Annotated in this window: 20 protein-coding genes, 11 pseudogenes and 1 other annotated feature; of the genes and pseudogenes, 12 read left to right on the forward strand and 19 right to left on the reverse strand. The window is 59.3% G+C overall.

All coding sequences use genetic code 11. The features are described 5' to 3' along the window. The 3 pseudogenes from DQ405_RS20175 to DQ405_RS20185 all read right to left on the reverse strand — a co-directional run. A pseudogene (locus tag DQ405_RS20175) lies at window positions 1-237 on the reverse strand (IS30 family transposase); the annotation flags it as partial. Between the two features lie 66 nt (window positions 238-303). Beyond that, window positions 304-1,231: pseudogene (locus DQ405_RS20180) on the reverse strand (IS3 family transposase); the annotation flags it as partial. Next, window positions 838-954: a sequence feature (AL1L pseudoknot), on the reverse strand. Its footprint overlaps the pseudogene before it by 117 nt. Before the next feature lie 173 nt (window positions 1,232-1,404). After that, window positions 1,405-1,904, reverse strand: a pseudogene (locus tag DQ405_RS20185) (integrase core domain-containing protein); the annotation flags it as partial. Window positions 1,905-1,987: 83 nt separating this feature from the next. Between DQ405_RS20185 and DQ405_RS20190 the strand changes: the two are divergent. From DQ405_RS20190 to DQ405_RS20210, 5 genes and pseudogenes are all read left to right on the forward strand, one after another. Then, a pseudogene (locus DQ405_RS20190) lies at window positions 1,988-2,176 on the forward strand (leucine zipper domain-containing protein); the annotation flags it as partial. 106 nt (window positions 2,177-2,282) lie between these two features. Beyond that, on the forward strand, window positions 2,283-2,600 hold the full coding sequence (tnpA, locus tag DQ405_RS20195; protein ID WP_168425841.1) for an IS66-like element accessory protein TnpA: 318 nt from the start codon (window positions 2,283-2,285) through the stop codon (window positions 2,598-2,600). Next, window positions 2,597-2,932, forward strand: coding sequence for an IS66 family insertion sequence element accessory protein TnpB (gene tnpB / locus DQ405_RS27565; protein ID WP_168425842.1), 336 nt, complete (start codon window positions 2,597-2,599; stop codon window positions 2,930-2,932). Before tnpA ends, tnpB (DQ405_RS27565) begins: the two co-directional genes overlap by 4 nt. Window positions 2,933-2,993: 61 nt before the next feature. Then, complete coding sequence (gene tnpC / locus DQ405_RS20205; protein ID WP_168425843.1) at window positions 2,994-4,544, forward strand: IS66 family transposase; 1,551 nt, start codon at window positions 2,994-2,996, stop codon at window positions 4,542-4,544. Between the two features lie 30 nt (window positions 4,545-4,574). Continuing rightward, window positions 4,575-5,301 (forward strand): annotated as a pseudogene (locus tag DQ405_RS20210) (integrase core domain-containing protein); the annotation flags it as partial. On the opposite strand, the pseudogene DQ405_RS20215 reads toward DQ405_RS20210, so the two are convergent. The 8 genes and pseudogenes from DQ405_RS20215 to nikR all read right to left on the reverse strand — a co-directional run. Next, window positions 5,293-5,583: pseudogene (locus DQ405_RS20215) on the reverse strand (leucine zipper domain-containing protein); the annotation flags it as partial. The pseudogenes DQ405_RS20210 and DQ405_RS20215 sit on opposite strands and share 9 nt — an antisense overlap. Before the next feature lie 91 nt (window positions 5,584-5,674). Then, window positions 5,675-6,291, reverse strand: a pseudogene (locus DQ405_RS20220) (VOC family protein); the annotation flags it as partial. A gap of 319 nt (window positions 6,292-6,610) precedes the next feature. Beyond that, window positions 6,611-7,342 (reverse strand): energy-coupling factor ABC transporter ATP-binding protein, encoded by a 732-nt coding sequence (locus DQ405_RS20225; protein ID WP_168425844.1) that lies wholly within the window; start codon window positions 7,340-7,342, stop codon window positions 6,611-6,613. Then, entirely contained in the window at window positions 7,339-8,100 is a 762-nt protein-coding gene (gene cbiQ, locus DQ405_RS20230) for a cobalt ECF transporter T component CbiQ (RefSeq protein ID WP_168425845.1), read from the reverse strand. The genes DQ405_RS20225 and cbiQ overlap by 4 nt, the downstream gene beginning before the upstream one ends. Continuing rightward, window positions 8,097-8,666 carry a carboxypeptidase regulatory-like domain-containing protein gene (locus DQ405_RS20235; protein WP_168425846.1) on the reverse strand — a complete coding sequence of 190 codons (570 nt, stop codon included), beginning with the start codon at window positions 8,664-8,666 and terminating at the stop codon, window positions 8,097-8,099. The genes cbiQ and DQ405_RS20235 overlap by 4 nt, the downstream gene beginning before the upstream one ends. After that, window positions 8,663-9,280: a cobalt transporter CbiM gene (gene cbiM / locus DQ405_RS20240; protein ID WP_206678922.1), complete on the reverse strand. Its 618-nt coding sequence runs from the start codon at window positions 9,278-9,280 to the stop codon at window positions 8,663-8,665. Before cbiM ends, DQ405_RS20235 begins: the two co-directional genes overlap by 4 nt. A 12-nt stretch (window positions 9,281-9,292) precedes the next feature. Further along, window positions 9,293-10,072: a DUF4198 domain-containing protein gene (locus DQ405_RS20245; protein ID WP_168425847.1), complete on the reverse strand. Its 780-nt coding sequence runs from the start codon at window positions 10,070-10,072 to the stop codon at window positions 9,293-9,295. A 65-nt stretch (window positions 10,073-10,137) separates the two neighbouring features. Further along, a complete protein-coding gene (nikR, locus tag DQ405_RS20250; protein ID WP_168425848.1) occupies window positions 10,138-10,620 on the reverse strand; it encodes a nickel-responsive transcriptional regulator NikR in 483 nt (160 codons plus the stop codon). Between the two features lie 800 nt (window positions 10,621-11,420). On the opposite strand from nikR, the gene DQ405_RS20255 reads away from it, so the two are divergent. The 7 genes from DQ405_RS20255 to DQ405_RS20285 all read left to right on the forward strand — a co-directional run bounded on the left by DQ405_RS20255 (window position 11,421) and on the right by DQ405_RS20285 (window position 19,772). Then, a complete protein-coding gene (locus DQ405_RS20255) occupies window positions 11,421-13,253 on the forward strand; it encodes a thiamine pyrophosphate-binding protein (protein WP_168425849.1) in 1,833 nt (610 codons plus the stop codon). Beyond that, window positions 13,250-14,734, forward strand: a complete 1,485-nt coding sequence (locus DQ405_RS20260; RefSeq protein WP_168425850.1) for an aldehyde dehydrogenase family protein — start codon at window positions 13,250-13,252, stop codon at window positions 14,732-14,734. Before DQ405_RS20255 ends, DQ405_RS20260 begins: the two co-directional genes overlap by 4 nt. A 3-nt stretch (window positions 14,735-14,737) precedes the next feature. Then, window positions 14,738-15,532 carry an ABC transporter ATP-binding protein gene (locus tag DQ405_RS20265; RefSeq protein ID WP_168425851.1) on the forward strand — a complete coding sequence of 265 codons (795 nt, stop codon included), beginning with the start codon at window positions 14,738-14,740 and terminating at the stop codon, window positions 15,530-15,532. Window positions 15,533-15,579: 47 nt separating this feature from the next. After that, window positions 15,580-16,542, forward strand: a complete 963-nt coding sequence (locus DQ405_RS20270) for an ABC transporter substrate-binding protein (RefSeq protein WP_168425852.1) — start codon at window positions 15,580-15,582, stop codon at window positions 16,540-16,542. Further along, on the forward strand, window positions 16,523-17,311 hold the full coding sequence (locus DQ405_RS20275) for an ABC transporter permease (RefSeq protein ID WP_168425853.1): 789 nt from the start codon (window positions 16,523-16,525) through the stop codon (window positions 17,309-17,311). Before DQ405_RS20270 ends, DQ405_RS20275 begins: the two co-directional genes overlap by 20 nt. Further along, window positions 17,293-18,063 carry an ABC transporter permease gene (locus DQ405_RS20280; protein ID WP_168425854.1) on the forward strand — a complete coding sequence of 257 codons (771 nt, stop codon included), beginning with the start codon at window positions 17,293-17,295 and terminating at the stop codon, window positions 18,061-18,063. Before DQ405_RS20275 ends, DQ405_RS20280 begins: the two co-directional genes overlap by 19 nt. 326 nt (window positions 18,064-18,389) lie before the next feature. Beyond that, on the forward strand, window positions 18,390-19,772 hold the full coding sequence (locus DQ405_RS20285) for an MFS transporter (protein ID WP_178114173.1): 1,383 nt from the start codon (window positions 18,390-18,392) through the stop codon (window positions 19,770-19,772). A gap of 34 nt (window positions 19,773-19,806) precedes the next feature. On the opposite strand, the pseudogene DQ405_RS20290 reads toward DQ405_RS20285, so the two are convergent. The 8 genes and pseudogenes from DQ405_RS20290 to DQ405_RS20325 form a co-directional block, all read right to left on the reverse strand. Beyond that, window positions 19,807-20,102 (reverse strand): annotated as a pseudogene (locus tag DQ405_RS20290) (IS30 family transposase); the annotation flags it as partial. Further along, complete coding sequence (gene tnpC, locus DQ405_RS20295) at window positions 20,099-21,643, reverse strand: IS66 family transposase (protein ID WP_168425855.1); 1,545 nt, start codon at window positions 21,641-21,643, stop codon at window positions 20,099-20,101. The gene tnpC (DQ405_RS20295) and the pseudogene DQ405_RS20290, both read right to left, overlap by 4 nt. A gap of 18 nt (window positions 21,644-21,661) precedes the next feature. Continuing rightward, complete coding sequence (gene tnpB, locus DQ405_RS20300; RefSeq protein ID WP_241730086.1) at window positions 21,662-22,036, reverse strand: IS66 family insertion sequence element accessory protein TnpB; 375 nt, start codon at window positions 22,034-22,036, stop codon at window positions 21,662-21,664. Window positions 22,037-22,103: 67 nt separating this feature from the next. Beyond that, a pseudogene (locus tag DQ405_RS20305) lies at window positions 22,104-22,556 on the reverse strand (transposase); the annotation flags it as partial. A gap of 15 nt (window positions 22,557-22,571) precedes the next feature. After that, a pseudogene (locus DQ405_RS20310) lies at window positions 22,572-22,730 on the reverse strand (transposase domain-containing protein); the annotation flags it as partial. Window positions 22,731-22,768: 38 nt separating this feature from the next. Then, window positions 22,769-24,319: pseudogene (locus DQ405_RS20315) on the reverse strand (IS3 family transposase). Window positions 24,320-24,590: 271 nt separating this feature from the next. Then, window positions 24,591-25,430, reverse strand: coding sequence for a carboxylating nicotinate-nucleotide diphosphorylase (gene nadC, locus DQ405_RS20320; protein ID WP_168425856.1), 840 nt, complete (start codon window positions 25,428-25,430; stop codon window positions 24,591-24,593). 50 nt (window positions 25,431-25,480) lie between these two features. Continuing rightward, complete coding sequence (locus DQ405_RS20325) at window positions 25,481-26,491, reverse strand: 2Fe-2S iron-sulfur cluster-binding protein (protein WP_168425857.1); 1,011 nt, start codon at window positions 26,489-26,491, stop codon at window positions 25,481-25,483. Window positions 26,492-26,494 lie beyond the last annotated feature (3 nt).

A 26,494-nucleotide genomic window follows, 5' to 3' on the forward strand; every position in this document is an offset into this window, starting at 1 on the left:
TTCTCGCTCCGCGAACGACAAGTACCTTTCGGATATGTGGTTAGACATGAACAATGGCATCCCGCCGCGATGACGGAACCAGCGTGTGCCTACCGCTGACGATACGCCAACGGACTCAGCTGCCTTCTCACTTGTGATCCCGGTTGCTATTTGCGTCCAAAATAGCCGCTCGATCTCGCGGCGAAGTGACGGCGCACCTGGCGAACGCATTGCTTCACGCCCCGTCAACTTCTGCATCCACGCTGCTGGTCGTCCCATAAACACCTCCGATTAAAGGTGTTGCTACGACCGGTTGAATCTGCCCTGCACGCCACGGTCGCTGTGGTGGATCAAACCGTTCTGGTCGACCGGCCGGCGGGCATACAACGCCTGCTCCAGCGCATCAAGCACAAAGTCGGTACGGGCCGAGCTGGAGACGCGCCAACCAACGATGCGCCGGGCGAATACATCGATGACGAAGGCCACGTAGACGAAGCCCTGCCACGTGCTGACGTAGGTAAAATCTGACACCCAGAGCGCGTTGGGCCGCTCGGCGCGGAACTGGCGGTTGACCCTGTCCAGCGGGCACACGGAGGCCTTTCCACTGATCGTGGTCTTGACCGATTTGCCGCGTACGACGCCTTGCAGCCCCAGTCGTCGCATCAGTCGCTCCACCGTGCAGCGCGCTGCGACTACGCCTTCGCGCCTGAGCTGTCGCCAGACCTTGCGTACACCATAAACTCGGAAGTTTTCGCCCCAGACACGCTGGATATGCCCGCTCAGCACGTCGTCATGTCGCTCCCGCCGGGAGCGCCGCTCGGGAGCGATCTGGCAGCGTGCATACGCGTAGTAGGTCGATGGAGCGATCGGCAGTACCCGGCAGATCGGCTCGACTCCATAAACCGCACGATGCTCGTTGACGAACGTCTTCATGGCTTGAAGCGGCGGTCGAGCTCCGCCTGAGCAAAATACGCGGACGCCTTGCGCAGATCTCGTTGGCCTGGCGCAACTCACGCACCTCTCGTTCCAGTGTCTTGATCCGCTCGCGTTCGTCGGTGGTTTGGCCTTCACGCTTGCCGCAATCGCGCTCGGCCTGGCGCACCCAGCGGCGCAGGGTCTCAGCGGTACAACCGATCTTGGCGGCAATCGAGCAAATCGCTGCCCACTCCGACTCGTGGTCGTCTTGATGTTCCAATACCAGTCGAACAGCTCGCTCACGCACTTCCGGGGAATACTTCGTTGTTGTCTTCATAGCTCCATCCTCTCAAGAGTCGGAGCCTCCGGGAAAGCCGGGGCGGTTCATGACCTTCCCCCGATGATCAGTCGGGAACTATCCCTCCAAATTGGGTGATAGTCGAGATACAAGGGTGGGTCAGTTTTGCATCGGTACTGACAGTTCAGTGGAATGCGGCTGATGGGCGGGCATTAATTCAGGCTGGAGTGTGGCCTGTGCCAGTTGTATTGGTGTAGCCAGGGAGCCAGATGTCGTGCGCGCTGCTCAGAGCTCTCGTAGCTTCTGGCATAGGCCCATTCGCGCAAGCTGGTCTGAATGAAGCGCTCAGCCTTGCCATTGGTTCTTGGGGTATAGGGTTTGGTGCGGATGTGCCTTACGCCTGGAGCAGTGCACGACAGGCGCTGCCACCCCGCTCATCGGTATGCAAGCTGGAGAAGGCGATGCGTGAGGCATCGTCGATGGCGACATGGACAAACTCCCAGCCCGCTCCATCTGAGCCCATCAGCCGGGTTCCTGTGACTCGGTGCCCCGGCCTCCAGAAACGTGCGAGCTTCTTGATATCCAGGTGCAGCAGCTCGCCTGGGTGAGCGTACTGATAACGCCTGATCGGCGGGGCGGGCTCCAGCTCGGGGAGGCGATTGAGCCCAATTCGTTTGAGGTGGCGAGCGATGGTGCTGACCGTCAGCCCTAGCTGTGATCTCTCAGTAGGTTGTTCATCCGGGGCATTCCCGGAATTCTGGAAGTGCGACCAACCAAGCCTTCCAGGAGCCCCGGATGAACCTGCATAAACATGCCCGTCTTACACCTCGCGGTCGAGCCCTTCTTGTCCAGCGTATCGAGCAAGGTTTGCGTGTCGAAGATGCCGCGCAGGCTGCAGGCGTAAGCGTTCGAACGGCCTACAAGTGGCTCAGGCGTTTTCGGGAGGAAGGTGAGGCTGGCCTGCAAGATCGCTCATCGCGACCGGGGTTCGTAAGCGTCCAGCCAAGTCACCTTCCGAACTCCAACATTAAGGGCGATGGTGTCCGCATATTTTTAAGCGGACGCGATCGTCCTTAACGTCAGGATTCCTATGCGCCAACGAAGCTCTTACCCCAAACCGTTCAAGGCCCAGGTCGTTCAGGAATGCCTGCAACCCGGCGCGACCGTCTCCAGCGTTGCCATCAGCCATGGCATCAACGCCAACGTCATTCGCAAGTGGTTACCGCTTTACCGAGATCAGCCACCCGCAGTGTTGCCGGCTTTCATTCCGTTGAGGGCTACGCCCAAACGGCCGGCTGAAGCAGCGGTGATTATTGAGCTGCCGCTTGGCGAGCAGTCAGTCACGGTGAAATGGCCAGCTTCCGATCCTAACGGTTGCGCCCGCTTTGTCCGGGGGCTCGCCCCGTGATCCGCATCGATAGCATCTGGCTCGCCACCGAACCGATGGATATGCGCGCCGGCACCGAGACCGCATTGGCCCGTGTGATCGCGGTGTTCGGTGCGGCGAAGCCGCACTGCGCCTATCTCTTTGCCAATCGCCGTGCCAACCGCATGAAAGTCCTGGTGCATGACGGCGTGGGGATCTGGCTGGCCGCGCGGCGTTTGAACCAAGGTAAGTTTCACTGGCCAGGCATCCGCCACGGCTCGGAAGTCGAGCTCGACACCGAGCAGCTTCAGGCTTTGGTACTCGGTCTACCCTGGCAGCGGGTTGGTGCGGCCGGCGCAATCACAGTGCTGTAGCGCCTGCCATTAGCCCATCGATTCGTCGCCGCTGACTCCCCGCACTGGCACAATCGTCGGCATGACTTCCTCGCCCAGTCTCGACCAGATGACACCCGACCAGCTGCGCGCATTGGCCGCGCAGTTGATGTCTCAAGTCGATACGCTGGGCCAGCAGGTCGGCACGATGGGCAAGAAGATCCACCGCGATCAAACAGTCATCGAACAACTCACCCACGAAATCGCATGGTTCAAACGGAACAAGTTCGCCAAGCGCAGCGAGCAGCTAAGCCCAGACCAGGGCAGCCTGCTTGATGAGCTGCTCGACACCGACATCGCCGCCATCGAGGCGGAGTTGAAAGCCGTCAATCCCCCGGTTATCCCAGCCGAACCATGCCAACAGCCCAAGCGCACACCGCTGCCACCGCAATTTCCGCGTACCGTGATCCGTCACGAGCCGGAGAACACCCAGTGCGCCTGCGGTTGCCAGCTACAGCGCGTCGGCGAAGACGTCAGCGAAAAGCTGGATTACACGCCAGGCGTGTTCACCGTCGAACAGCACGTGCGTGGGAAATGGGTCCGTCGCCAGTGCGAAACACTGATCCAGGCACCCTTGCCGGCCCAGGTAATCGATAAAGGCATCCCCACCGCCGGCCTCCTGGCTCACGTGATGGTGGCCAGGTTCGCCGATCACCTGCCGCTGTACCGGCAAGAGAAAATCTTTGGCCGTGCCGGCCTAGCCATCGCTCGCTCGACGCTGGCGCAACGGGTCGGGCAAACCGGCGTGCAGCTCCAGCCGCTAGTCGATGCCCTGCGCGAAGCCGTGTTGGCCCAAGGTGTGATCCACGCCGATGAAACCCCGGTGCAGATGCTCGCGCCAGGCGAGAAGAAAACCTATCGGGCTTACGTCTCGGCCTACAGCACCACACCCTTCGCCGATCTGAAGGCCGTGGTGTACGACTTCAGCCCCAGCCGCGCCGGCGAGCATGCACGCAACTTCCTTGGTCAATGGAACGGCAAGTTGGTCTGCGACGACTTCGCCGGTTACAAGGCCAGCTTCGAGCAAGGCGTGACTGAGATCGGCTGCATGGCCCACGCCCGGCGCAAATTCTTCGACCTCCACGCCGCGAACAAAAGCCAACTGGCCGAACAGGCGCTGCACTCCATTGCCAGCCTATATGAAGTCGAACGGCAAGTGCGCGACATGAGCGACGAGGATCGCTGGCGAATACGGCAGGAAAAGTCTTCACCAATCCTCGACGCGCTGCATGACTGGATGCTAGCCCAACGTGATCGGGTGCCCAACGGATCAGCCACGGCGAAAGCCTTGGATTACAGCCTCAAACGCTGGCTGGCACTGACGCGCTACCTTGATGACGGCGCTGTGCCCATCGACAATAATCAGGTCGAGAACCAGATTCGGCCATGGGCCCTTGGACGCTCGAACTGGTTGTTTGCCGGGTCACTACTGCGCAGCGGCAAGCGGGCGGCGGCGATCATGAGTTTGATCCAGTCGGCGCGGATGAATGGGCATGATCCGTATGCCTATCTGAAGGATGTACTGACACGACTGCCGACGCAGCGGGCGAGTGAGATAGGCCAACTGCTGCCGCATCAATGGGTATCTGCCTGAATCTCGCAAGGTGAGTTCGCCGTACGCTTACCGGGGTTCTGCCCGCATGCCACTCCAGACGCTCTGCTTGATCGCCTTGTCGAGCAGCGTCGGGCACGCAAGACCTATCGACAGATAGCCGACGACTTGGGCTTGGCCGTCAGCACGATGGCGCGTCGCCTCAGAAAGCTCGGCCTGCATCGCCTGACAGAACTGGAGCCGGCACCACCGGTGCTGCGCTACGAATACGCGAAACCCGGCGATCTGCTGCACCTGGACATCAAGAAGTTGGGGCGCTTCCGCCAACCCGGCCACCGCGTGACGGGCAACCGCCAGCAGAACTCGGACGGTGCCGGCTGGGAGTTCGTCCAGGTGGCCATCGATGATGCCAGCCGAATAGCTTTCAGCTCCCTGCATCCCGATGAGCGTGGCACCAGCGCCTGCCGCGCGCTTCTTCAGGCGCTGCGCTACTACCGAGGCCTCGGTATACGGGTTACTCGCATCATGACCGACAACGGCGCGCAGGCTTGGCTTGCGCCATCTATGGACCAAACCCTACACACCGCGCACAAACGGCAAGGCCGAGCGCTTCATCCAGACCAGCTTGCGTGAGTGGGCATACGCACGCAGCTACGAAAACTCCGAGCAGCGCGCCGCCCACCTGTTGCCGTGGCTGCACCGATACAACTGGCACAGGCCTCACGCCAGCCTCGGTTACCGGCCTCCCATCAGCCGCGCTCCACTTCCACTGAAGAACGTACTGGGTTTATACAACTAGCTCGTGAGCAATTTGTCGATAGGTGTGGCGAGCCCTGCGTCGCTCAATCAGCTTTTCTAGTGCAGGCTCAGGTGTGGCGTGGGGGCAGGTGCGAGGACGCGAGGTGCGATCCATCATTCCGTTCTCTCCCTCTTCGCGGTAACGCCGAAGCCATTTGTAGGCAGTACGCACGCTTACACCGGCTGCTTGTGCTGCCTCTTTTACGCGTAATCCTTGAAGCATACGTTGGACTAAAAGAGCTCGACCTCGTGGGGTAAGACGGGCATTTTTATGCAGGTTCATCCGGGGCTCCTGGAAGGCTTGGTTGGTCGCACTTCCAGTTTTCCGGGAATGCTCCGGATGAACAACCTACCGAGAGATCACAACTAGACAGATGAATGAAGGCCACGTCGTGGGCCTTGGTCGACAGGCTGAGAAACTGCGCGACGCGCGTGCCACCGTCGTCCAGCACCTGTTCGGCCAGATAGAAGCCGAGCACCTTGGTGAATAGGTCATAGGTCGCCGACAATTCGTCGCCATACATGAGGGCGTGGTCGAAACGCACCACGCGTATGCCCTTGAGATTGCGCGGCCAGGCTTCCGGATTGACCTCCTCCACCCCCCCACTTACCCCGTGTATTCCTTGTCGGCGTAGAGCTCGAAGGAATGCCCGGACGGTGCCTGGAAGCCCACGCGGCGCCCGCAGCCCCTGAGCTCGCCGGCGGGGATGTTTTCGATCAGACAGCCATAGTTGAGTAGGTCTTCGGTGAGCCGATTCAAGCAATCCTCATCAAGCACCTTGAAACCCATAAAATCCATGCCCGGCTCGTCCGCTTCACGCAGCACCAGGGAAAACTTGTCCACTTCGGCCCAGGCTTTCAGATAGACGCGTCCGTAGTCATCACGGTCCACTTCGATCAGGCCGAGCAGGTCGCGGTAATGAACCAGGGCACTCTCTAGATTGAGCACGCGCAGTTGGATGTGGCCAGGTCGCATAACACCTTTTTTCATAACGACGCCTCTTGTTTCATCTTGTTGTTTTTGTTGGCCTCGCCATTCCGGCGAAGGCATTCGATGCTCAGATCGGATTGCGGAAACACCTGGCATGCCGGTGCCAAGCCCTGGCTTGCCATTTCGGGCGCCTTCGCTTTTCACCAGCCACGTGACGCCCATTAGAAGGTGACGCCGCGGCCCGCCAGCTATGGATGGTCTGAATAATCGTGACGCTTCTGACGATGTCAACGCTATGTCCAGAATAGGACGGCAAAGCCCGGAGGCAGTCAAAAAAGCATGACTACTTCCGACCATCCTTAACCTGTGTCCACAGCTGCTAGGCAAGATCAGTTTGCCTGTCTGTTTCGGAGGGGCGCACATGCAGATTACCGTGCAAAAATGCGTGTCGGTGCAGCGCGAAAGGTACAAGCGTGCGGTTTTTAACCGTCACCGCGCGCGTGGCCAGGCGCTCGACAAACGCATGGTCATGCGAGACAAAAAGCATGGCTTGTGGTAACCGTTCCAGATACTCGATTAGCCGCTCACGGGACGACTCATCCAGCCCCGAGGTAGGCTCGTCGAGAAGCAACACCTCCGGCCGCATCGCCAATACAGCGGCTAGAGCCACCAGTCTTTTCTCCCCTCCGGACAGTTTACGCGTGACACGACAGGCAAAGCCGGCAAGCCCCAGCTCGGCAAGCGTGGTGTGCGCTATTGATATCGCCTCCGTGCGACTGTAGCCAAGGTTGACCGGGCCGAACGCGACGTCTTCGAGCACAGTCGGACAAAAAAGCTGATCATCCGAATCTTGAAACAACAGACCAACACGGCCGCGTATTTCACGGAACGACGACTCATCGGCTGTCTCGACACCAAAAATGGTGATCCGCCCCCTCGCGGGAGGATGCAGTCCCACTAATAAATGAAGCAGGGTCGTCTTACCTGCCCCGTTATGCCCTAGTAAGGCGACACGCTCACCAGCATGCAGGCTAAAAGCGACCTCGCTCAGCACATTGCGCCCCTCATGGTCTGCTGCAATGCCTCGCAACGATAATAGCGGCTGGCTCATAAGAAGTGCTCGCAGTAAGTCAGGCCAATCAGAAAAATCGATACCATGCCGAGAGCGACGGTATCGCAACGCTGCCATCTATCCATAGTGAACAAAGGCAACTGCCCAGTGAACCCACGGCATTTCATGGCGGCTAGAACTCGTTGAGAACGTTCGAAGCTGCGCACCAACAGCATGCCCAGTAACCAGCCGAACGAGCGCCAGGTATGACGATCGCCGCGCGGGACAAACCCTCGCGCCTGCATTGCCCGACGAATACGGTGATGCTCTTCCTGAAACACACCGATATAACGCACTGATAACAAGAAAAGCTGTACGAGGACCTGGGGCATGCCCAACTTGGCCATGGCATGCCCCAGGGATTCGGGCTCCAAGGTGCCGACCAGCGCCAGGGCAGTAAAGGTAACTGCGTTCGCTTTGAGAATAATGGTCAGCGCCAGCAGAAAACCCTCCCATGAGGCCGTCCATCCGGCATACCCGAACATCGGAATGCCTGGAGTCGAGAACGGGAGCATGACCAGCATCAACAGCATGAAACCCTCAAGTGCGCAAATCCGTCGCAGCAATGAGCGCAAGTCGAGCCGGGCGATCCAGACAAACACCCAGGCGCAACCGAGCGCCACTGCCACCACGCCAAGGCTATGCAGACTGGCTGTCGTCAAGGCGAAGAGCGCAGTGACAACGACACGTAAACGGGGGTCCATCCTATCGAGCCGGCTGCCAGGCTGGCTCGCGGCAGACAAGCTGACGAAGCTCATCGATCAGCTCCCAGCATACGAGGCCGCCAGTGCAGCAACAGCCCTGCCAAGCCAACGATGTAGCCCAAGCCGCCAAGAATGTCTTGCAAACGCAGGCGCTCCTGGAAACCGAAGAGTTGTTCACGCAAAGGCGTTATCTGACGGGCAACGGCACGCTCGATCAGCGATTCTAGCTGCGCCCTGCCGTACGCTTCACCTGTGGGGGCGATCACGGATGCCTCGGAGCCATTGGTCCCATAACTTTCGAAATTGCCGACCAGTTCAGCCGCGGAGATACTCCATTGAGCCTGGTGACCGTCGCCAGTCTGGGCAGTAATTCGGTAATCCTGGCGCCTATCGGGGGTTAGGCTAAACACGCCTTCCCCATCAGTCTGCGCGCGATCAACTACAAGTCCATCGGAATTCTCCAAAAACACCTCAGCGCCACGTGCCTTGACGCCACCGGCAAAATAAGCCTTGCCGGAAACCCTGCCTTCCTCGGCAAAGGCAAACACCTTGAGCTGATGCGCCGCGAGCGGGCTGCTGATAATAAGCAGCAACAAGCCAAACGTGATTTCTCTAGTCATAGCGAACCTGTCGCAAGCTCAACAGCTCTGGGGCGACGCGATCGACGAAACCGAGCGCGAACCCCGTGATCACTGACTCCACAACCAGCAGTGGTAGAAAACACCACAAAGATCACCTTCGCGGCCGGTAGCAGTTCCGGCCCGGATAGTCCGATGCTCAAACACAGCAGCAGTCCGGTGCCGGCGACGCCGATGGCGCCCGCTGCCATCCCCAACCAGATGGCGCTACGTGGGGTAGCGCGATGCAGCATAGGGCGCAACAGAAAGGCACAGAGCAGCGCAGGTAGCGCCATGTTCATCGCATTGACACCCAGTGCCACGATGCCCCCAAAACCAAAGAATAACGCCTGCAACAGCAATGCGACAACAATAGCGGGTACTGCCGACCAGCCAAGCACGATCCCCATCAGCCCATTGAGCAGTAGATGCACGCTGCTCGCTCCGACGGGGACGCTGATCAGAGACGCGACAAAGAAAGCGGCCGACAGGAAGGCTGTCTGCGGTACCCGCTCGGGCGGAAGACGGCGTAGCGCAATGCTCAACAGGGTGACGCTGACAACTGCGCCCGTCAGCAACACCGGCGTGGCAAGGATACCCTCGGGGATATGGGCCATGAAACATCTCCATTAATGCATGTCGGTGGCTTGCACCCAGATGAGCGCGCCGTATTCGACTTCGACGTCATCTCCCGCTGGATTTGGTATTGGCGTCTCACCTGGTAGCAATGCCGCAAAGGCCCACCAGCCCGCTCGCGGCATGGCATAGCTGAATATACCGTTGGCATCTGCCCGGATGATCTGAGTGACAAAGGGATCGGCAGGCACAGTGAACGATCCATCGTTACGCCATTCGACCTCAACCGTGGCAAAGGGCACCGGCTCCCCGTCACGGGTGACCGTCCCTTGGAACAGATTGCCCGCCCAAAGACCATACGGCCGAACCAAGGGATTGATTTCCACCGGGAACCCGACGGCACCGTCCCAGTTCCCCTCACCACCGAACGCGGCTACTACTACTTTTGTATAGTGGATAATCATCACATCTTCCGCAGGCTCCCAATACGGGGCGGGCTCGAGATAAAAGATGTGATCGCCAGGCTGGTCGATGGCGTAGTGAGCGCTGAAAAATTGCTTGCCCTCTTCTATCCGGGGTATGAGCGCATCACTGAGATCTTGCTTGCCTTGAGGACCCATGACTCCGAAACGAACGGGCCTGCCCATATTCATGCGCGGTCCGCCCATCATCGGGTGGGTAAATTGGATGTCTAAACTCAGATTTCCTTCGGTCTTGTCCTCAACGACGGCTCTGCTCGGAATCAGTTCCTGAAAATGCGCCAGGCAAAGACCCGGTATGGTTAGAAGAACCGCCAGTACTGAAGCGCGTTTCGTTCGCGGTAGAATCGCCATCTATGCTCACTCCTTGCCGAATGAATGGTGATGGCCTTAACCATCATTGGTAACAACGCAGCCGATCAGACGGTCGGGTGTACGTGTACGTGCGGGTGCGTGCTGCTGGCTGAGTCGCCAATTCCATTACCGTGACCGAACTGTTCGAGCGTCACCGGGAGCAGATAGAGCTGGCCGTGCCGCACTCCAGGTCGGGCGATCACCGAGTCGGCAAAGGTGCGGATGTGGTCGGTAGCTCCACTAAGCAACATCGTCTCCAAGCAATGATCGTGATCCAGCTGGACTCGCAGCGTGGAGACAGTGATCTCGTGGTGGAGGTGCTGAGCGCGAGCCAGCCGGTTGGCCAGTTCCCGTTCTTTATGGCTGTAGACGTAGGTAACAGCACCGACCGAATGGCCACCGGCAGATTGCTCAAGTTCACTGGCCTCGAGCCTATTGCGGATCAGGTCGCGAATCGCCTCGGAGCGGTTTCCATAACCGTAACGGTGCAGGAAAACGTCGAAGAGGTCGGCCAGATCATCGTCCAGCGAAACGGTAAAGCGTTGCATATGCAGTTCTCCGGAAAAGCGCGAGGGGGGACTCACGCAAAGGTCCGCGTACAAGGATGGCGTCCGGGCGATAGTTCTCGGAAGGCCTAGCGGTGAGCAGCAAGGCCAGATTGGCCCCGCCTTCAAGGGCCGTCATCGCGGCAGAGTCTCTCTGCGCCTGGAAGGTGTGCCTCGACGCAAGACAACTGGCATCGGTTTGCCCGCCGTTTGGCGAGAAGCGCGGAACCTGACTAGCCATACCGAGCGACCGGAATAGCCCAGCCGCCTGCCTGTGAAAAAGGCACCTGCTGCTTTCTAGGTATTCCGCTGCCGCCAAAGTAAGTAGTCTGGAAACTGGACTCACATCGAGCGCCATCCTCCATTCGGGCAAACAGCCACCCGAGCCCTGGGCGCTCGAACGCCCTTCATACACATTGTATTGTGCATGTGATTTAGCGGATGTCTGCGCCGATCTACCCTGCGTGCCCATTAGCGAACCTATATTTTTATTTGGGGCTGAAGGACGTGGTCTCACACGAATTATTAATAAATGAGAACACATCTTAGATTTGTTTTAGCAGCAAACCGTGCTTTGTCAAGCGCACGATCCGTTCTGCTCCTCACCATGACGCACACAACAGGCAGAACACCAGACAGAGGACGCACCCAAATTGCGCTTGACCGATCGGACGATCACAACTACTTTTTTCTAAGAGCGGCTCTTACGTTACGAGAATACGAGGCACCCGCTCTTCTTTCACCCGAACTACCGAGCAGCCGTTCGCTTGGCGGCTAATACAATAAGAAAAAGGAAACGGAAGATGAGCGATCATGCATCCACGAGCATAGTCAACGACCAGGACTGCCCGCTTCCACCAGACGCAACAGAACTACATTGGGGCAGCGACGCCGTTGCCTGGGCACTGCGCGTGCTGCCTCTCGATTACATTGCCCTCAATCCTGGGGCCAGCTATCGCGGCCTCCATGATAGCTTGGTCAACCTGCTGGGCGACCATGCGCCGCGGATGTTGGTCTGTCTGCATGAGGAACATGCCGTCGCGCTCGCGCATGGTTATGCCAAGGTTACCGAGCGGCCCATGGCTGTGGCGTTACATAGCAACGTCGGGCTGATGCACGGCAGCATGGCTATCTATAACGCTTGGTGTGACCGCGCGCCCATTATCATTTTGGGGGCCACCGGCCCCGTCGACGCCAACCGCCGCCGCCCCTGGATCGACTGGATCCACACGTCCCAGGATCAGGCGGCCTTAGTGCGCCCGTTCATCAAGTGGGACGACCAGCCAGCCTCTATCGGCGCGGCGCTGGAAAGCATGCTCCGTGCCTGGCAAACAGCCTGTCGCCGGCCCTATGGTCCAGTTTACATTTGCCTCGATGTCGGCTTGCAGGAGCAAGCCCTGAGCGAGCCGCCGAAACTTCCTGACCCCCAACGCTTTCTCCCGGGCGAACCGCCAGTACCGTCGTCCAGAGCCCTAGATGAAGCGGCACGAATGTTGCTGAACGCCCGCAACCCCTTGATTCTCGCCGGGCGTGTGTCACGGGACGCTGACGACTGGCAGCGTCGAGTTGAGCTTGCCGAACGTCTCGGCGCCCGAGTGCTGAGCGACCTCAAGGTCGCCGCGGCTTTCCCGACAGAACATCCTCTGCATGCCCTGCCGCCCGCGCTCCGTCTAGGCTCGGATGCGGTAGAACTGCTGGCTACGGCCGATGTAATTCTCAGCCTGGACTGGCTCGACCTGGGGGGCACGCTGTATACCGTCTGGCCAGATGGCAAGCCCTCTGCGCGGATTATCCATGCGTCCCTAGATGACTACGCGATCAATGGCTGGGCCATGAATCACCAGCGGATGGCGCCCGTTGACCTGGCACTCGATGGCGCCCCGGATGCGGCGGTGTCGGCGCTGATTGAGCGGCTATCGGCGCAGGCCCCAGCGATCAAACCACGGGAGCGCGGGTCAATCCCGGCGCCTGCCTCGGCGGCAGCACATAGCGCAAGCGCGCTGGATCTGAACGCGCTGGCCCAAACACTCTCGAATGTGCTCAATGACAGGCTGACCACCTACCTGCGTCTGCCCTTGGGTTGGCCGGGCGCCGCCTGTCGATTCCGCCACCCGCTCGATTACCTCGGCTATGACGGCGGGGCAGGTATCGGATCTGGCCCGGGCATGGCTATCGGCTCCGCCTTGGCGCTGAAGGGCAGCGGTCGGTTACCGGTCGCGGTACTCGGTGATGGCGATCTGATGATGGGTGCAAATGCGCTCTGGACGGCCGCACGGCACGGCATTCCGCTCCTCATCGTAGTGGCCAACAACCGAGCCTATTACAACGACGTCGCGCACCAGGAAGCCGTCGCCATCGAGCGCAACCGCCCGGTGGAAAACAAATGGGTGGGTCAGCGGCTGGACGAACCCGCTATCGACCTGGCGGCGGTCGCCCGCGCGCAAGGCTTCGAAGCCGAAGGCCCGATCACGGACATAGAGACCTTGCGCATGGCTGTGATCCGTGCCATTGCGGCAGTCGAACGTGGCGTACCCGCCCTGCTGGACGTGGTGGTTGAAGCAGGTTACGTCGGCGGCGTCGTTGACTTCAAGACCGACAATCAAAGCGTTACGCACCAGCGAGGACAAGCCAAATGACGTCCGCAGCCAACGACCTGACCCCCGATCAGGTGCAACCGAGCAATCGGGGACTCTACTATGGCGGCCAATGGCACTCAGCGCTGACCGACCGCAGACTTGAGGTGATCAACCCAGCCGATGGCAGCAGCTTGGGCGAAGTGGAAGAAGCCGGAGCCGAAGACATCGGGCGTGCAGTAAGCGCTGCGCGCCAGGCCCAGCCGCAATGGCGCGCCCTCGCACCGACTCAGCGGGCCGCAGCCGTTCGACTGCTGGCTCAAAAGGTCCGCGACCATGCAGACGAACTTGCCTTGCTCGACGCGCTCGATTGCGGCAACCCGCGGGCAGCGATGATCGGCGACATGCACACGGGCGCGCACCTCCTTGATTACTTTGCCGGCCTGGCGACCGAACTGAAGGGAGAAACCGTTCCCACCGCGGCAGGTCAGCTGAACTATGTGATCCGCGAGCCACTAGGCGTCGTAGCCAGAATCGTACCCTTCAACCATCCGGCCATGTTCGTCTGTGCCAAGATCGCCGCCCCCCTCGTCGCTGGCAACAGCGTAATCATCAAGCCCAGCGAGCACACACCACTTTCAGCGCTCAGGCTGGCGGAGCTGTTCGACGGCCTCCTGCCGGCCGGTGTGCTCAACGTCATCAATGGCAAGGCCGAAGCAGGCGCGGCGCTCGCGGAACATCCGGACGTCGAATCCATCAGCCTGGTCGGCAGTGTTCCCACCGGTCGCGCCGTCGCGCGTGCCGCCGCCAGTACGCTGAAAAGCACCCTGCTGGAGCTCGGCGGAAAGAACGCCATGCTGATTTTTCCCGATGCGAATCTCGAGAAGGCGGCTGCGAGTGCCGTTCATGGCATGAATTTTGGCTGGACGGCAGGACAGTCGTGCGGCTCCACCAGCCGCCTCTATGTTCATGAGTCGGTCTACGAGGAGGTGCTGCAGACGGTGATACGCCAAACCGATGCCATCAGCCTGGGGTTACCCGCCCGGATGGGCACGGAGATGGGGTGTCTGTCCAACCTAGCCCAGTACGACAAGGTTATGAGCTACATCGCCATCGGCCAAGCCGAAGGCGCCCGCCTGGTCAGTGGCGGTTGCCGACCGGGCGACAGCGAACTGGCCAAGGGCTTTTTTGTACGCCCCACCGTGTTCGCCGACGTCACGTCCTCCATGCGAATTGCGCGGGAGGAAATCTTTGGGCCTGTCCTCTCGGTCATTCGCTGGAGCGACAAGGAGGACTTGGTCGCGGAGGTGAATGATCTGGAATTGGGACTCACCGCCTCGATATGGACGCAGGACCTGGCAACTGCCCACTCAACCGCCAGCCAGCTCGAGGCCGGCTATATCTGGATCAACGGGGCCAGCGCGCACATCCCCGGCGCGCCTTTCGGTGGGTACAAGCAGTCAGGCCTGGGACGTGAGGAGTGCATGGGGGAACTGCTCGCGTTCACTCAGGCGAAGAACATCAACCTGACCCTGGAGCCCTGAACCATGACTGCTGCCCTGGCGCTCAGCAATATCTCCAAGACCTTTCATACCGATAATGGCGAGCAGGTCCAAGCGCTCGCACCAGCAAGCCTCGATATCCAGCAAGGCGAGTTCGTCTCCATTATCGGCCCCAGCGGCTGCGGTAAGTCGACCCTGTTCAATATCATCGGTGGCATGGTGATGAGCGACACCGGCTCGGTGCGGGTAGACGGGCAGTCAGTCACCGGCACGCACAAGGATATCGGCATGGTGTTTCAGGAGGAGTCGACCTTTCCTTGGCGAACCGTGCTTGACAACGTGGCCTTCCCCCTTGAAGTAGCAGGCATCAGCCGCGCCGAGCGGGAAGAGAAGGCTCGCCATTTCATTCAGCTCGTCGGCCTCAAGGGTTTCGAAGGCCGTTACCCGCACCAGCTGTCAGGCGGCATGCGTCAGCGAACTTCAATCGCACGCACGCTCGCGTCGGAGCCTCGTATCCTGTTGATGGACGAACCGTTCGGTGCCCTCGACGAGCAGACCCGCCTCTTACTTGGAGACAAACTGCTGCAGATATGCAGCGAGCTGAATCAGACGACCGTACTGATAACTCACAACATCACCGAGGCTGTGCAACTGAGCGATAAAGTGGTGGTGATGTCGTATCGGCCCGGAACTATCAAACAGGTTGTCGATATCGACTTGCCCAGGCCAAGAGGCTCTGAGCTAATCGCAACCGATGAATTCGGCCGCTATGTAGGCCGCATTTGGGAAGATCTTCGGGAGGAAGCAGCCCGTGGCATGATAGCAACTGGCGAAGTCTGATACCCATTTCGTTACAACAATAAAAACAGTACGGACAGGAGAACACTATGAAAGAACGACTGGTCACCTTCGTCGCCTTTGTGATCGCCGCGTTGGCACCGACCCTCGCTTCTGCAGCCACGGACAAAGTCGCTGTCGCCATTGGCCAGCGAGGCCTCTGGGACACACTGGTCATCTACCAGGGGATCGAGGAAGGCCTCTTCGCCGAGGAAAACCTCGAGGTGGACGTTACCTGGACCAAAGGCGGCGCCGAGACCCTGCAGGCGGTAACCACACGCAGCGTGGACATGGGCTTTGTCAATGGCATGCTCGGCGTGCTGGGTGCGTATCGGCGCGGGGCGCCAGTGCGCATCATCGGCGCGCAGATGACCGGAGCCAACGACTTGTTCTGGTATGCTCGCGCAGACAGCGATCTCGAAAGTTTCGCGGATGCTGCCGGTAAGCGGATCGGCTACTCGCGACCAGGCTCTTCTAGCCAACTCGTTTTGCTGGCGCTGCTGGACAATGCTAGGGTCCAGGCGAAACCGATTTCATCTGGTGGCATTCCCGATAACCGCATTCAGGTCATGTCCGGGCAGCTGGACGTGGGCTGGTCGGTACCGCCTTTCAACCTGGATCTGGTGAAAAAGGGGGAGCTTAAAATCGTCGCCAAGGGTAGCGATATTCCCGCCCTCGCGGACCAAACGGTGCGGACAAACATATCCAACACGCGGTTCCTGACCGAACGCCGTGATGTCGCGAAACGCTTCATGCGCGCATACATGCGTGCAGTCGATTGGATGTATCAAAACCAAGAGGCTGCGATCAAGCGATTTGCCGAGTTCAATAACCTAGACATGGACATTGCGCGCGAAGCCGCCGCCTTCTATCCCAAGAAAACGCTCCTATCGGTCCCCGTTAAGGGGCTGGAGCGCACGATGAAGGAGGCCATTGAACACGGGGCGCTGCGGGAATCATTGACCGCCAATGAAATCGAGGAGCTCATCGATTATGTCCATGACCCACGTTGAGCCCATGCCTATCCGAACGCCCCGGCGGCAAATAGGGCCGAAGGCTACCAGCTTTGGCCTACTCGTCGCACTTTGCCTTGTCTTGGAATTGCTCGCAGCCTTGAACGTTACGTCGCCTTCGATCATCGCCGCGCCTAGCGAGGTCATCCTCTCCCTTGGGCGGCTATTCATCGAGGACGCCCTCGCGCTCGCGGTCCTGGTTACGCTGCTGCAGGCGCTGGCGGCGACCCTAGCAGCGATGCTGGTGGGACTACCTTTGGGCTACGCGCTGTTTCGCTACGAATTCCTCGGCAATGCCTACAGAGGCTGGCTCGCCGCCATGTTCTCGGCGCCGTTAGTGCTTCTCTACCCGATTTTCCTCGTGGTGATCGGGCGCAACTATGGCACCACCATCGCCATGGGGTTTATTACCGGAATGATCCCGATTGCTATCTATGTCTGCGAAGCACTACGGACTGCGCCCCAGACGTTGCTGAACGTGGGTAAGTCCTTCCACCTGAACGGGCGCCAACAATTCCTTCTCATTCAATTGCCTGCTGCCGTACCGGCCGCCTTCACAGGACTGCGCCTGGGCCTGATTTACGCCTTGGTGAATGTCATCGGAATCGAATTTCTGATCGACTTCGGTGGCTTGGGGCGCTTGGTTTCGGCCATGTTCTTCCGCTACGACGTGCCCGGCATGTATGCGGGGATCGTCTTCATCGTCCTGATCAGCCTCGTGCTACTGACTGCTCTTAAAAAGGTTGAGAAATGCCTAAGACCGCTCTAAGCCGCCTATCCGTCTGGCGGATTCGCTCATTACAGCTGACGACCCTGATTGCGTTTCTCGCGGGCTGGGAGTTGCTGGCGCATTCAGGGCTACTCTATGAGGGTGTCATCCCAAGTACAGGGAAGATCGTCTTGGCCCTTTGGGATGAGATAAACAGCCCAACCTTCTATGGTCATCTTGGGGTGACGCTGCTGGAAATCAGTGTCGGTTTCATTATTGCGACCTTTGCCGGCGTTGTCTGCGGTGTCGCACTCGGCAGCCGGTGCGTTGTCGCTCAGGTGGCCGACCCCTACTTATCCTCGCTGGCAACCGCGCCCAAGATTATATTTTTACCCATCGTTATGCTGATGTTCGGCATCGGGCCGGAATCGAAAATGGCGATCGGGGCGCTCTCTGGATTCTTTCCCATTGCGCTCAGCACCATGGCTGGCACCCTCACCGTGCGCCCAGTATTGGTGAATGTCGGGCGAGCCTTCAACCTGAGCCCCAGGCAGATGCTCACCAAGATTTACATGCCCTCGCTAGTGGGGCCGATCATTCGAGGAATGCGGCTGGGCCTGGGGGTGACGGTTATCGGAGTGCTGCTGGGTGAAATCAAGCTAGCAAACATCGGCCTTGGCTTCCTAGCTATCGAGTATTACAATAACTTTCTCATTGAACAGATGTATGCGATCTTAATTGTTATATTCCTCTTGGCCATTCTATTCAACAGGGCCATGACAGCCATTAGCAACCGCTATGACCGGAATTGAGCTGAGCTTCTACGGAAAAAACTGAACGAGCAAAAGCATCATTCAATCTACTATGCCGGACAGGGCGCTCGCCTCAGCCTGCCGGCAAGCCCGGCCTCGCTTGGATGCGCACGGAGACATTCGGTGGGACGAACGCGGCTAACTGAGCGGTCACATGGATGCTGCGTCCATGCGCCAGAACTTGGAGCGGCGCATTTAGCAGCAGCCCCCTCCCGTCACCTCATATATGTCAGAGCTGTGGCTCGGCTGCACGGTGTAACCGCCGCGGTTTTTTTGGCCGTACTCCTTGTCTACCCTTGTTCTGCTTTTCCTGTTAGGACCAGCTTTTGCAATTCATTGAAAGAATAAGCACAGATGGGCTCCCCCTGCCCCGTCGGCAATGGGCGACCTTCACTATCTCTTTAGCCGTGGCCATCGCGGTTCTGGAAAGCACGACTGTCAGCGTCGCGCTTCCCACCATAGCCCGTGAATTGGGGGCCACTGCGGCGAGTTCGGTTTGGATAGTGAATGCCTACCAGCTGGCAGTAATGGTGGCGCTACTTCCGCTCGCATCATTGGGCGATATCATCGGCTATCGCCGGGTCTTTTGTTTGGGGCTGCTGGTATTCACTTCGGCCTCGCTTGCTTGCGCAGCAGCCGACTCACTGCCTGTACTGATTGGCGCCCGCGTCGTGCAAGGGCTCGGCGCCGCCGGCATCATGAGTGTCATTGGAGCACTGGTCCGTTTCACTCAGCCACGCCATCGGCTTGGCCGAGGGATTGCCGCGAATGCATTGGTCTCAGGCGGCTCTGCCGCGCTGGGACCCACTGTTGCCGGCGCTATTCTGCTAATAGCGGATTGGCCTTGGTTATTCGCGTTTAACGTGCCATTGGGCCTTGCTGCGCTAGTAATCGGCATTAAGACGCTCCCCCATACGCCTCGCTCCGCCCACCGCTTCGATGTTGTCAGCGCGCTACTGACTGCCTTTACCTTTGGCCTGCTCATTACTGGTCTGGACGGCTTGGGGCACGGCGGGGACTTGCGACTGATCCTCTTGGAACTCGCATTTTCCGGACTGTTTGGCTATCTCCTCGTACGCCGGCAATTGTCAGTACCCGCGCCCCTATTGCCAGTGGACCTTCTGCGGATCCCGGTATTTGCGCTCTCAATTTCCACGTCGGTGTGTGCCTTTGCAGCTTCGATGCTGGTTTTCGTGTTTCTCCCGTTTCATCTGCAGAATGTCCTGCAAAAGACGCCGGTCGAAACCGGTTTTCTCATGACCTCATGGCCGCTCATGCTGATGATCGCAGCGCCGGTGGTTGGACGGTTGGCCGACCGCCATCCTGCGGGCCTGCTTGGCAGCACGGGCTTGCTGATTCTGACTCTCGGGCTAGGCCTGCTGGCAATCCTTCCCCCCGATCCCACGAATATTGAAATTGTCTGGCGCATGGCAGTCTGCGGGCTGGGATTCGCGCTTTTTCAGTCTCCCAACAATCGCGCCATCATTAGCGCAGCGCCCGTGAACAGAACGGGTGGCGCCAGTGGCATGCTGGGGACGGCGCGTCTGCTTGGGCAGACCCTGGGCGCGGTAACGGTCGCGCTGGTTTTTAACCTCAGTGCAGGCTATGAGAGCAGGGTGCCGCTAGCAATCGCGGCATGCTTTGCCCTTGGCGCTGGCTGCATCAGCAGCTTGCGCCTGAGGACGGCTTCGGTTAATGAGCCCAAGTAAATATCTGGTTGAGTGGCCGGTTACGGTTGTGGATTCAACCGGTCGACGCAACAGCGTGGGTAAAAAACTCGGCGGGAGTCGAGGACCCCAGAGTCTTTCTGGGGCGCTCGTTCAACCGCCGAGCGACTTCATCCAGTTCGCCCTGCGAGTAGAGCGAAAGATCAGTTCCCTTCCGGAAGTACTGCTTTTTCCTCGATCCCAGGTCAAGGAGCGGTAGAGTTCCTGAGGCAGCTCCCGAGCGTTTTTAATCAGCGCATCGACCACTGTCTGGGTATCTTTTCGTAAGCGATCCATAAACCCCACCTCCCACCGGCGGGTTTTGCGTTTTACAGTGACGTCGTTGATTGGCCGTTCCACGGCAGCAGCGCTTCGTAGTCTTCGGCGCTGGTGGCCCCCGGCAGGCGTTCGAGGATGTGCCGCAGATAGGCGTAGGGCTCCTGGCCGTTGGCCTTGGCGGTTTCGATCAGGCTGTAAATCTGCGCGCTCGCCGTGGCGCCTTTGGGTGTATCGCTGAACAGCCAATTCTTGCGGCCGATGACGAAGGGGCGGATCGCGCGCTCGGCGGCGTTGTTATCGATGGGCAGGTGGCCGGCTTCGATGTAGCGCTCCAGCCGGCTCCAGTTGCTGGCCAGGTAATTTATGGCTTTTCCCAGAGCGTTCTGCGTGGTTATCTGGGGCCGGGTTTTCTCAAGCCAGCTTTTCAGTTGGGCCAGGATCGGCTGGCTGTGCTGCTGACGACCCTCGTGGCGTTGTTCGGCGCTCGCCTCCTTGAGGTCGCGTTCGATACCATACAGCTTGTTGACCAGGCTCAGCGCCACATCGGCCCGCCCGGTCTTGCCCTTGGGCTGCACCTTTTGCGCTTCGACGAACTTGCGCCGCGCATGCGCCCAGCAGGCCAGACGTTCGACGCCCGCTTGTGCGGCCACGGCGTTGTAGCCGGCATAGTCGTCGGTCATCAAGTAGCCGCGATAGCCTGCGAGCAGGCGCAGCGGTACTTCCTGCGCACGGCTGGAGGAGTAGTCGAAGAGGATCACAGGTCTGTCCGGTGGGCCACCGGTTTGCACCCACATCCATGATTGACTGCTCGGATCACGGCCTGGCTCTTTCTGCACTTGCAGGCGGGTTTTGTCGCAGTGCAGCACTGGGTAGTCCAACAGCGTGTCACGCATCAGATTGAGCACGGGCTGCAGCTGTTCGCCGCACTGGATCATCCAGCGCGCCAGGGTCTGGCGGGAAACGTCGATGCCATGGCGGCTCAGCATCTTCTCGAAGCGGTACAGCGGGATACCGTCGGTGTACTTGGTTGTCAGCAGCATCGCCAGCACGCTGGGGCTGGCCAGGCTTTTCTCGATCAGTTGAGCCGGCTTGTCGGCAGTGACCGGCGACGTCTCGCACATTTTGCAGGCATAGGTTTTGCGGATGTGTCTGATCACCCGGACCCGCATCGGGATGATCTCCAGCTGTTCGCTGGTCTCTTCGCCGATGGCCTGCTTACGGCAGCCGCATTCGCAGGTCAGTTCGTGCTCGGGAAGTTCATGAACGATCTCGACGCGCGGCAGTTCAGCTGGCAGCGACTTACGCTTGCCGCGGCGCTGGGTCGGCGCGACAACTTCTTCCTGGGCCTCATCAGCAAGCGCTTCAGGCACGGCTTCGGCCAGTTGCTCAGCCTCGTTGAACATCGCCAGCTGCGGCGAATCGGGATCGGTGGTCTGCTCGGATTTGCGGCCAAAGAGACGCTGGATCAAAAGCGCGTTTTGTTCGCGCAGTCGCTCGATTTGCCCGTCCTTCTTTGATACCTGCGCATTCGCCGACAACAAAAGCTGTTTCAGCAAAACGGGATCGTCGGGAAGGGTTTCGGGCATGGAAATCATGCCGTGGATTATACCGGCTCAGGTCACGAAGCGCGGCGTCAAAACCTGATGCGGACGGTTGCGCCAGAGGTCAAAACCATCCAGGAGCCAGTTCAGCTCCTCAACCGTCAGCACTATCGCCTCGTCGTGATCATCCGGCGCAGTTTTGAATCGCTCGGCCTCCAGACGTTTGAGCCACAGACAGAAGCCGTTGCGCTCCCAGTACAAAATCTTAACCCGATTGCGCGCACGGTTGAGGAAGACGAACAGCACCGGATCAAACACCGCCACTTTGATATCTAGCTCGACCAGGGCAGCCAGGCCGTCGATGGATTTTCGAAAGTCGACTGGCTTGGGGTAGAGGTAGACTTTTTCGACTTTCGCGTCGGGGCGCATCATGGCAGCTCGCTCCATTGAAAACGGGAGTCCAGCTTCGGATGGTGGTTACTTCATGTGAAGGTGGGGTTTATGGAGCGCTTACATCTTTTCCAGCCACCTTTACCAGCATCACATAGCGGCTGTGGCGCTCTACCAGCGTGGCAATCTGACTGTTTTTGCTGCCACACAACAGGTACCTTCCCAATGCCCCCTCGACCATGGCCGGCCGTTCGCTGATGGAACGCGTATCGCTGATGCGGCGGTGATTCGCGGCTTTCTCGGTGTGATGGCGCGAGCGGCGCATGGCACGGCTGCGGCGCAAATGCTCCAGTAATTCCTTCTACAATGCGCCACGGGCTTGAATGAAGAGGCTGCGATAAATGGTCTCGTATGACGCCTGTTTGGCCGAGTCCGGGTATGTGCGCTTCAACCATCCAGCGATCTGCTCGGGCGACCACTGGATCTGAAGCTTCCCCGCAATAAGCTGCGCCAACTCCGGGAACTGGGCAAGCTTGCGACGCTTGGGGCGACGGGCCCTTTCCCATGCTGCCTGTTCCTAAGCGAACGGGCATTACACCTTGCCGGGGGATACCCAGTTGTGCGGCAGCAGCTCGGCCAGGGTGCTGGCCTTCTGCGTCGGCAGGCGCGTCAGCACATCCTTCAAATAGGCATACGGGTCATGCCCATTCATCCGTGCCGACTGGATCAGGCTCATGATCGCCGCCGCCCGCGGCGTTTTTCAAGGTCGTTGTCGCGTCGACCGTATTCTTATGCGGCCTGTTGCAGGTGCGGTTGCTCCCGTTCTGGATTGAGCGTGACCGCCCCGATAGGCGTCCAGTTTCTTGTGTTGCCTGACCAGCGCCACGGCATGCGGGTTTTGGCTCGCTGATACAGCGCATGACGGCTCGCCAGTACTTGGTGATCCAGGCCGCGATGACGCTCTGTCGGTGTTACGAAGCGGATGCGGCTGTGCCGATGTTCATGGTTGTACCAATGAATGAATTTCTGACCCAGACCCGTGCAGCCTCCAGGTCGGCAAAGCCGTTCTGCGGCCACTGCGGGCAGTATTTCAGTGTTCTGAACAGCGATTCCGAGTACGGGTTGTCGTCGCTGACCCTCGGCCGGCTGTGCGACGGAGTAACGCCCAGGTCATACATCTTTTGCAGCATGGTGACCGATCTCATCGGCGCGCCATTGTCTGAGTGCAGCACAGGGTAGCCAGCAGTGCTCGCTGAGTACGCTGCGTTGCAGCAGGCCGGCGGCCAGCTCGCCGCTTTCCTGTTGGTAGACCTCCCAGCCCACGGCCTTGCGGCTGTAGATGTCCTCGATCAGGTACAGGTAGTAATACTGTCCACGCACCGGCGAGGGCAGGTAAGTGATGTCCCATGACCACAGCTGATTGGGACCTGTCGCCACATGGCTGGTCGGCGCGGCAGGCTTGTGCGGCGGCAGGCTGCTACCCCGACGATTCTGCTGGTCGGCGGCATGCAGCACGCGATAGAAGGTCGCTTCCGAGGCCAGATACTGGCCCTAATCCGCCAACCGCGGCACGATCTGACTCGGCGGCAGGTGGGCGTGCTCCTCCTGGCTGTTGCACACGGCCAGGATGGCTTCACGCTCGTCCTGACTCAGCGCATTGGCCGGCGTGGGGCGTACCGTGGTGGTTCGCGCATCGGCGTGCATGACGTCCTCTTCTGTCCAGCGTTCAATCGTGCGCAGTGATACACCCATTTCCTCGCAGGCCACGCCTTTGCCGGCACCCGCTTTAACTGCCTCACCCAGCCACTCAACGAATTGCTGCCGTTCTGGCAACGAGGTCAATTGCCCTCGCTGTCGTCTCCCCAGTAGGCATTGAGCTTTTTTCGCAGCACCAGTATGGCCGCCGTTTCAGCCAGGGCCTTGTCCTTGCGCCGCAGTTCACGCTCCAGCTCGCGGATACGTTTCTTGTCGGACTTGGCCTGTTCCCGTTCTGTCTGTCGTTGCGCCTTGGCCGGTTGCTGGCCGCTGATACAGGCCTGACGCCAGGCGCTGACCTGCTCGGGATATAAACCCTTACGGCGGCAGTACTCGCTCAACTCAATTTCCGATAGCGCAGCGGTTTCCAGCACCATGGCGAACTTGGCTTCGGCCGGCCAGTTATCGGGCAGCTTATTGTTTCCTGGCACGGGGGCTCCTTCTGCCTTGGCCTGTTTGCGCCAAGCATACAGGCTCATTTCGGAGATCCTCTCCCTGCCGCGCCAGCTCGGCTACGGACATGTTCGTCGGGGGAAGCAATTTCTTCAGCAGGGCAGCTTTTCGCTCAGCAGAATAACGCAGCATTACACAGCTCTTTTCCGCCCCCGGGGTTCGGTTTGGGTGAATCCGGTCACGCGACAACTAGCCTGACACCGGGGGATAGTGGGCGCAAAGGTATCCATAGCAACACTTAACTCAGGGCCATTCGTACCATGACGACAATAAGCGCATAGGTACTGACCTCGCTTGAGTTGAACTTTACATACAGCCCTGTGGGCAAACAACTGACCTCTGTCTGGCGACCGCCGACTGGCATGAACAAAAGAGCTTCGCCATGGCGGCACCAAGCACAAGGCTACTGACTGAAGCGCATGGAGAAGTCGACGGCTTTCAGATCTTTGGTCAACGAGCCCACTGAAATGAAATCCACGCCCACCATTGCGTAGTCGGCCAGATTGCCCGCGTTCACCCCACCCGAAACCTCCAGTAGCAGCGCCCCTTGGTTGATCGTCAGGGCTTCACGGACCATCGCCGGTGTGAAGTTATCCAACAGCGCCATATCAGCTCCCGCCTGAATGGCCTCACGCAGCTCATCCATCGTCTCTACCTCGACCTCCAGCTTGGCGTAGCTCGATTGGCGCCGTGCGGTTTCGATCGTCTTGGTCAAGGAGCCGCACGCTTGGATGTGGTTTTCCTTTACGAGAAAGCATTCGGCGAGCGTGATCCGATGATTCACGCAGCCACCACAGGCGGTGGCATATTTCTGTGCAGCTCGTAAGCCCGGTAGCGTCTTGCGCGTGTCAAGCAATCTTACGCCGGTCCCAAGGGCGTCCAGTACGTCTACGTAACGCCTCGCCGCCGTCGCAACGCCCGACAACATCTGAATGAAATTAAGCGCAGTGCGTTCGCCTTGCAACAAAGCGGAGGCGGGCCCTGAAAAACGACAAAAAACCTGTTCAGACTGCAAGAAGTCGCCGTCCTTAACCTCCCAATCTATGGAGATTGAAGGATCTAGTTGCTGAAAGACTTCCTCAAACCAGTCCCGACCACAGAAGATCGCCTGCTCTCTACAGATTAGGTGCCCGCTTGCCATATGCCCGTCCGGGATCAGGCCCGCCGTGATGTCGCCTGCCGCGATATCCTCATGTAAAGCGCGCCGCACGTCTTCACGCACGACCAGTTTTGATACACGCATGGTTATAGCCTCGTGTTATTTCAATGAGCGGATCACGCGACTGTACGCGATCAGTAGAATGGGTCGTAGTGGATCTGGCTTGGCGGCACCTGACAGGCCTGCAGCATCCTCGCGGTCGCCTGGACCATCGGAGGCGGGCCAGCCAGGTAACATTCAAACTCGGGTAGCCGTTCACCTAAACGCGCTTCCACGATGTCGTGAATAAAGCCGACGGCGCCATCCCATCCAGGGGACACTTCGGGCACAGAAATAGCGGGACAATGGTTCAGGCGTTCGGCAAAGTCCGGCAGCGCCTGAAGCTCGGTGACGCCACAAAGGTCCTCCGGAGTCCGCCCGCCAAAGAAGAAATGGACCTTTCGGTCGACCATCGCCGGACTGGTGGCGACACCTCGCGCGATTGATAACATCGGCGATATCCCCGAACCGCCCGCGATACACAGCACATCGCGAGGCACCTCGTTTCTGAGGAAAGCTAGCCCATACGGCCCATCGATCCAGGCGCGTTCACCGGGATGCAGACGTGCAAAAATGCCCTCCGAGACCTGTCCACCCGGCTTGCGGCGAATCCAAAAATCCCAAGTACCATCCTCATTCGGCAGGTTGCTCATCGAATAAGCCCGCGGTCCCAGCCCATCCTCGAGGCTTAGCATTGCGTATTGGCCGGGAAGGAATCGGGCCGGTCCCGGCGCTTTGAAGCGGAACTCGGTTATATCGGCAGTAATCTCACGACGCGCCTGCAGAGTTGCGGAGAAGCGACCCGGCACCGGTCCTGGTAGGTACCGTGGGTCGGTACGCATCTTTACCACCAGATCGGTCTTGGCCCGGCATTGGCAGGCGAGTTTACGTCCCTTTTTTATATCACGCTCTGTAAGAGCCGGCGCCTGCGGCCAAAGCTCCTCGACCTCCCCTTCCAGGAGTTCGAACTTACAACTGCCGCAACCGCCCGAATTGCATTCGTATGCCAGGCCGAGCCCTGCATTAAGGCCGGCTCGAAGAATGCAGTCGTGCTGATCAGTCTGCTTGAATTTTTCGCCGGTGTTATCAATAGAGATGTTAGGCATCGC

Source organism: Pseudomonas sp. SST3 (assembly GCF_003325755.1).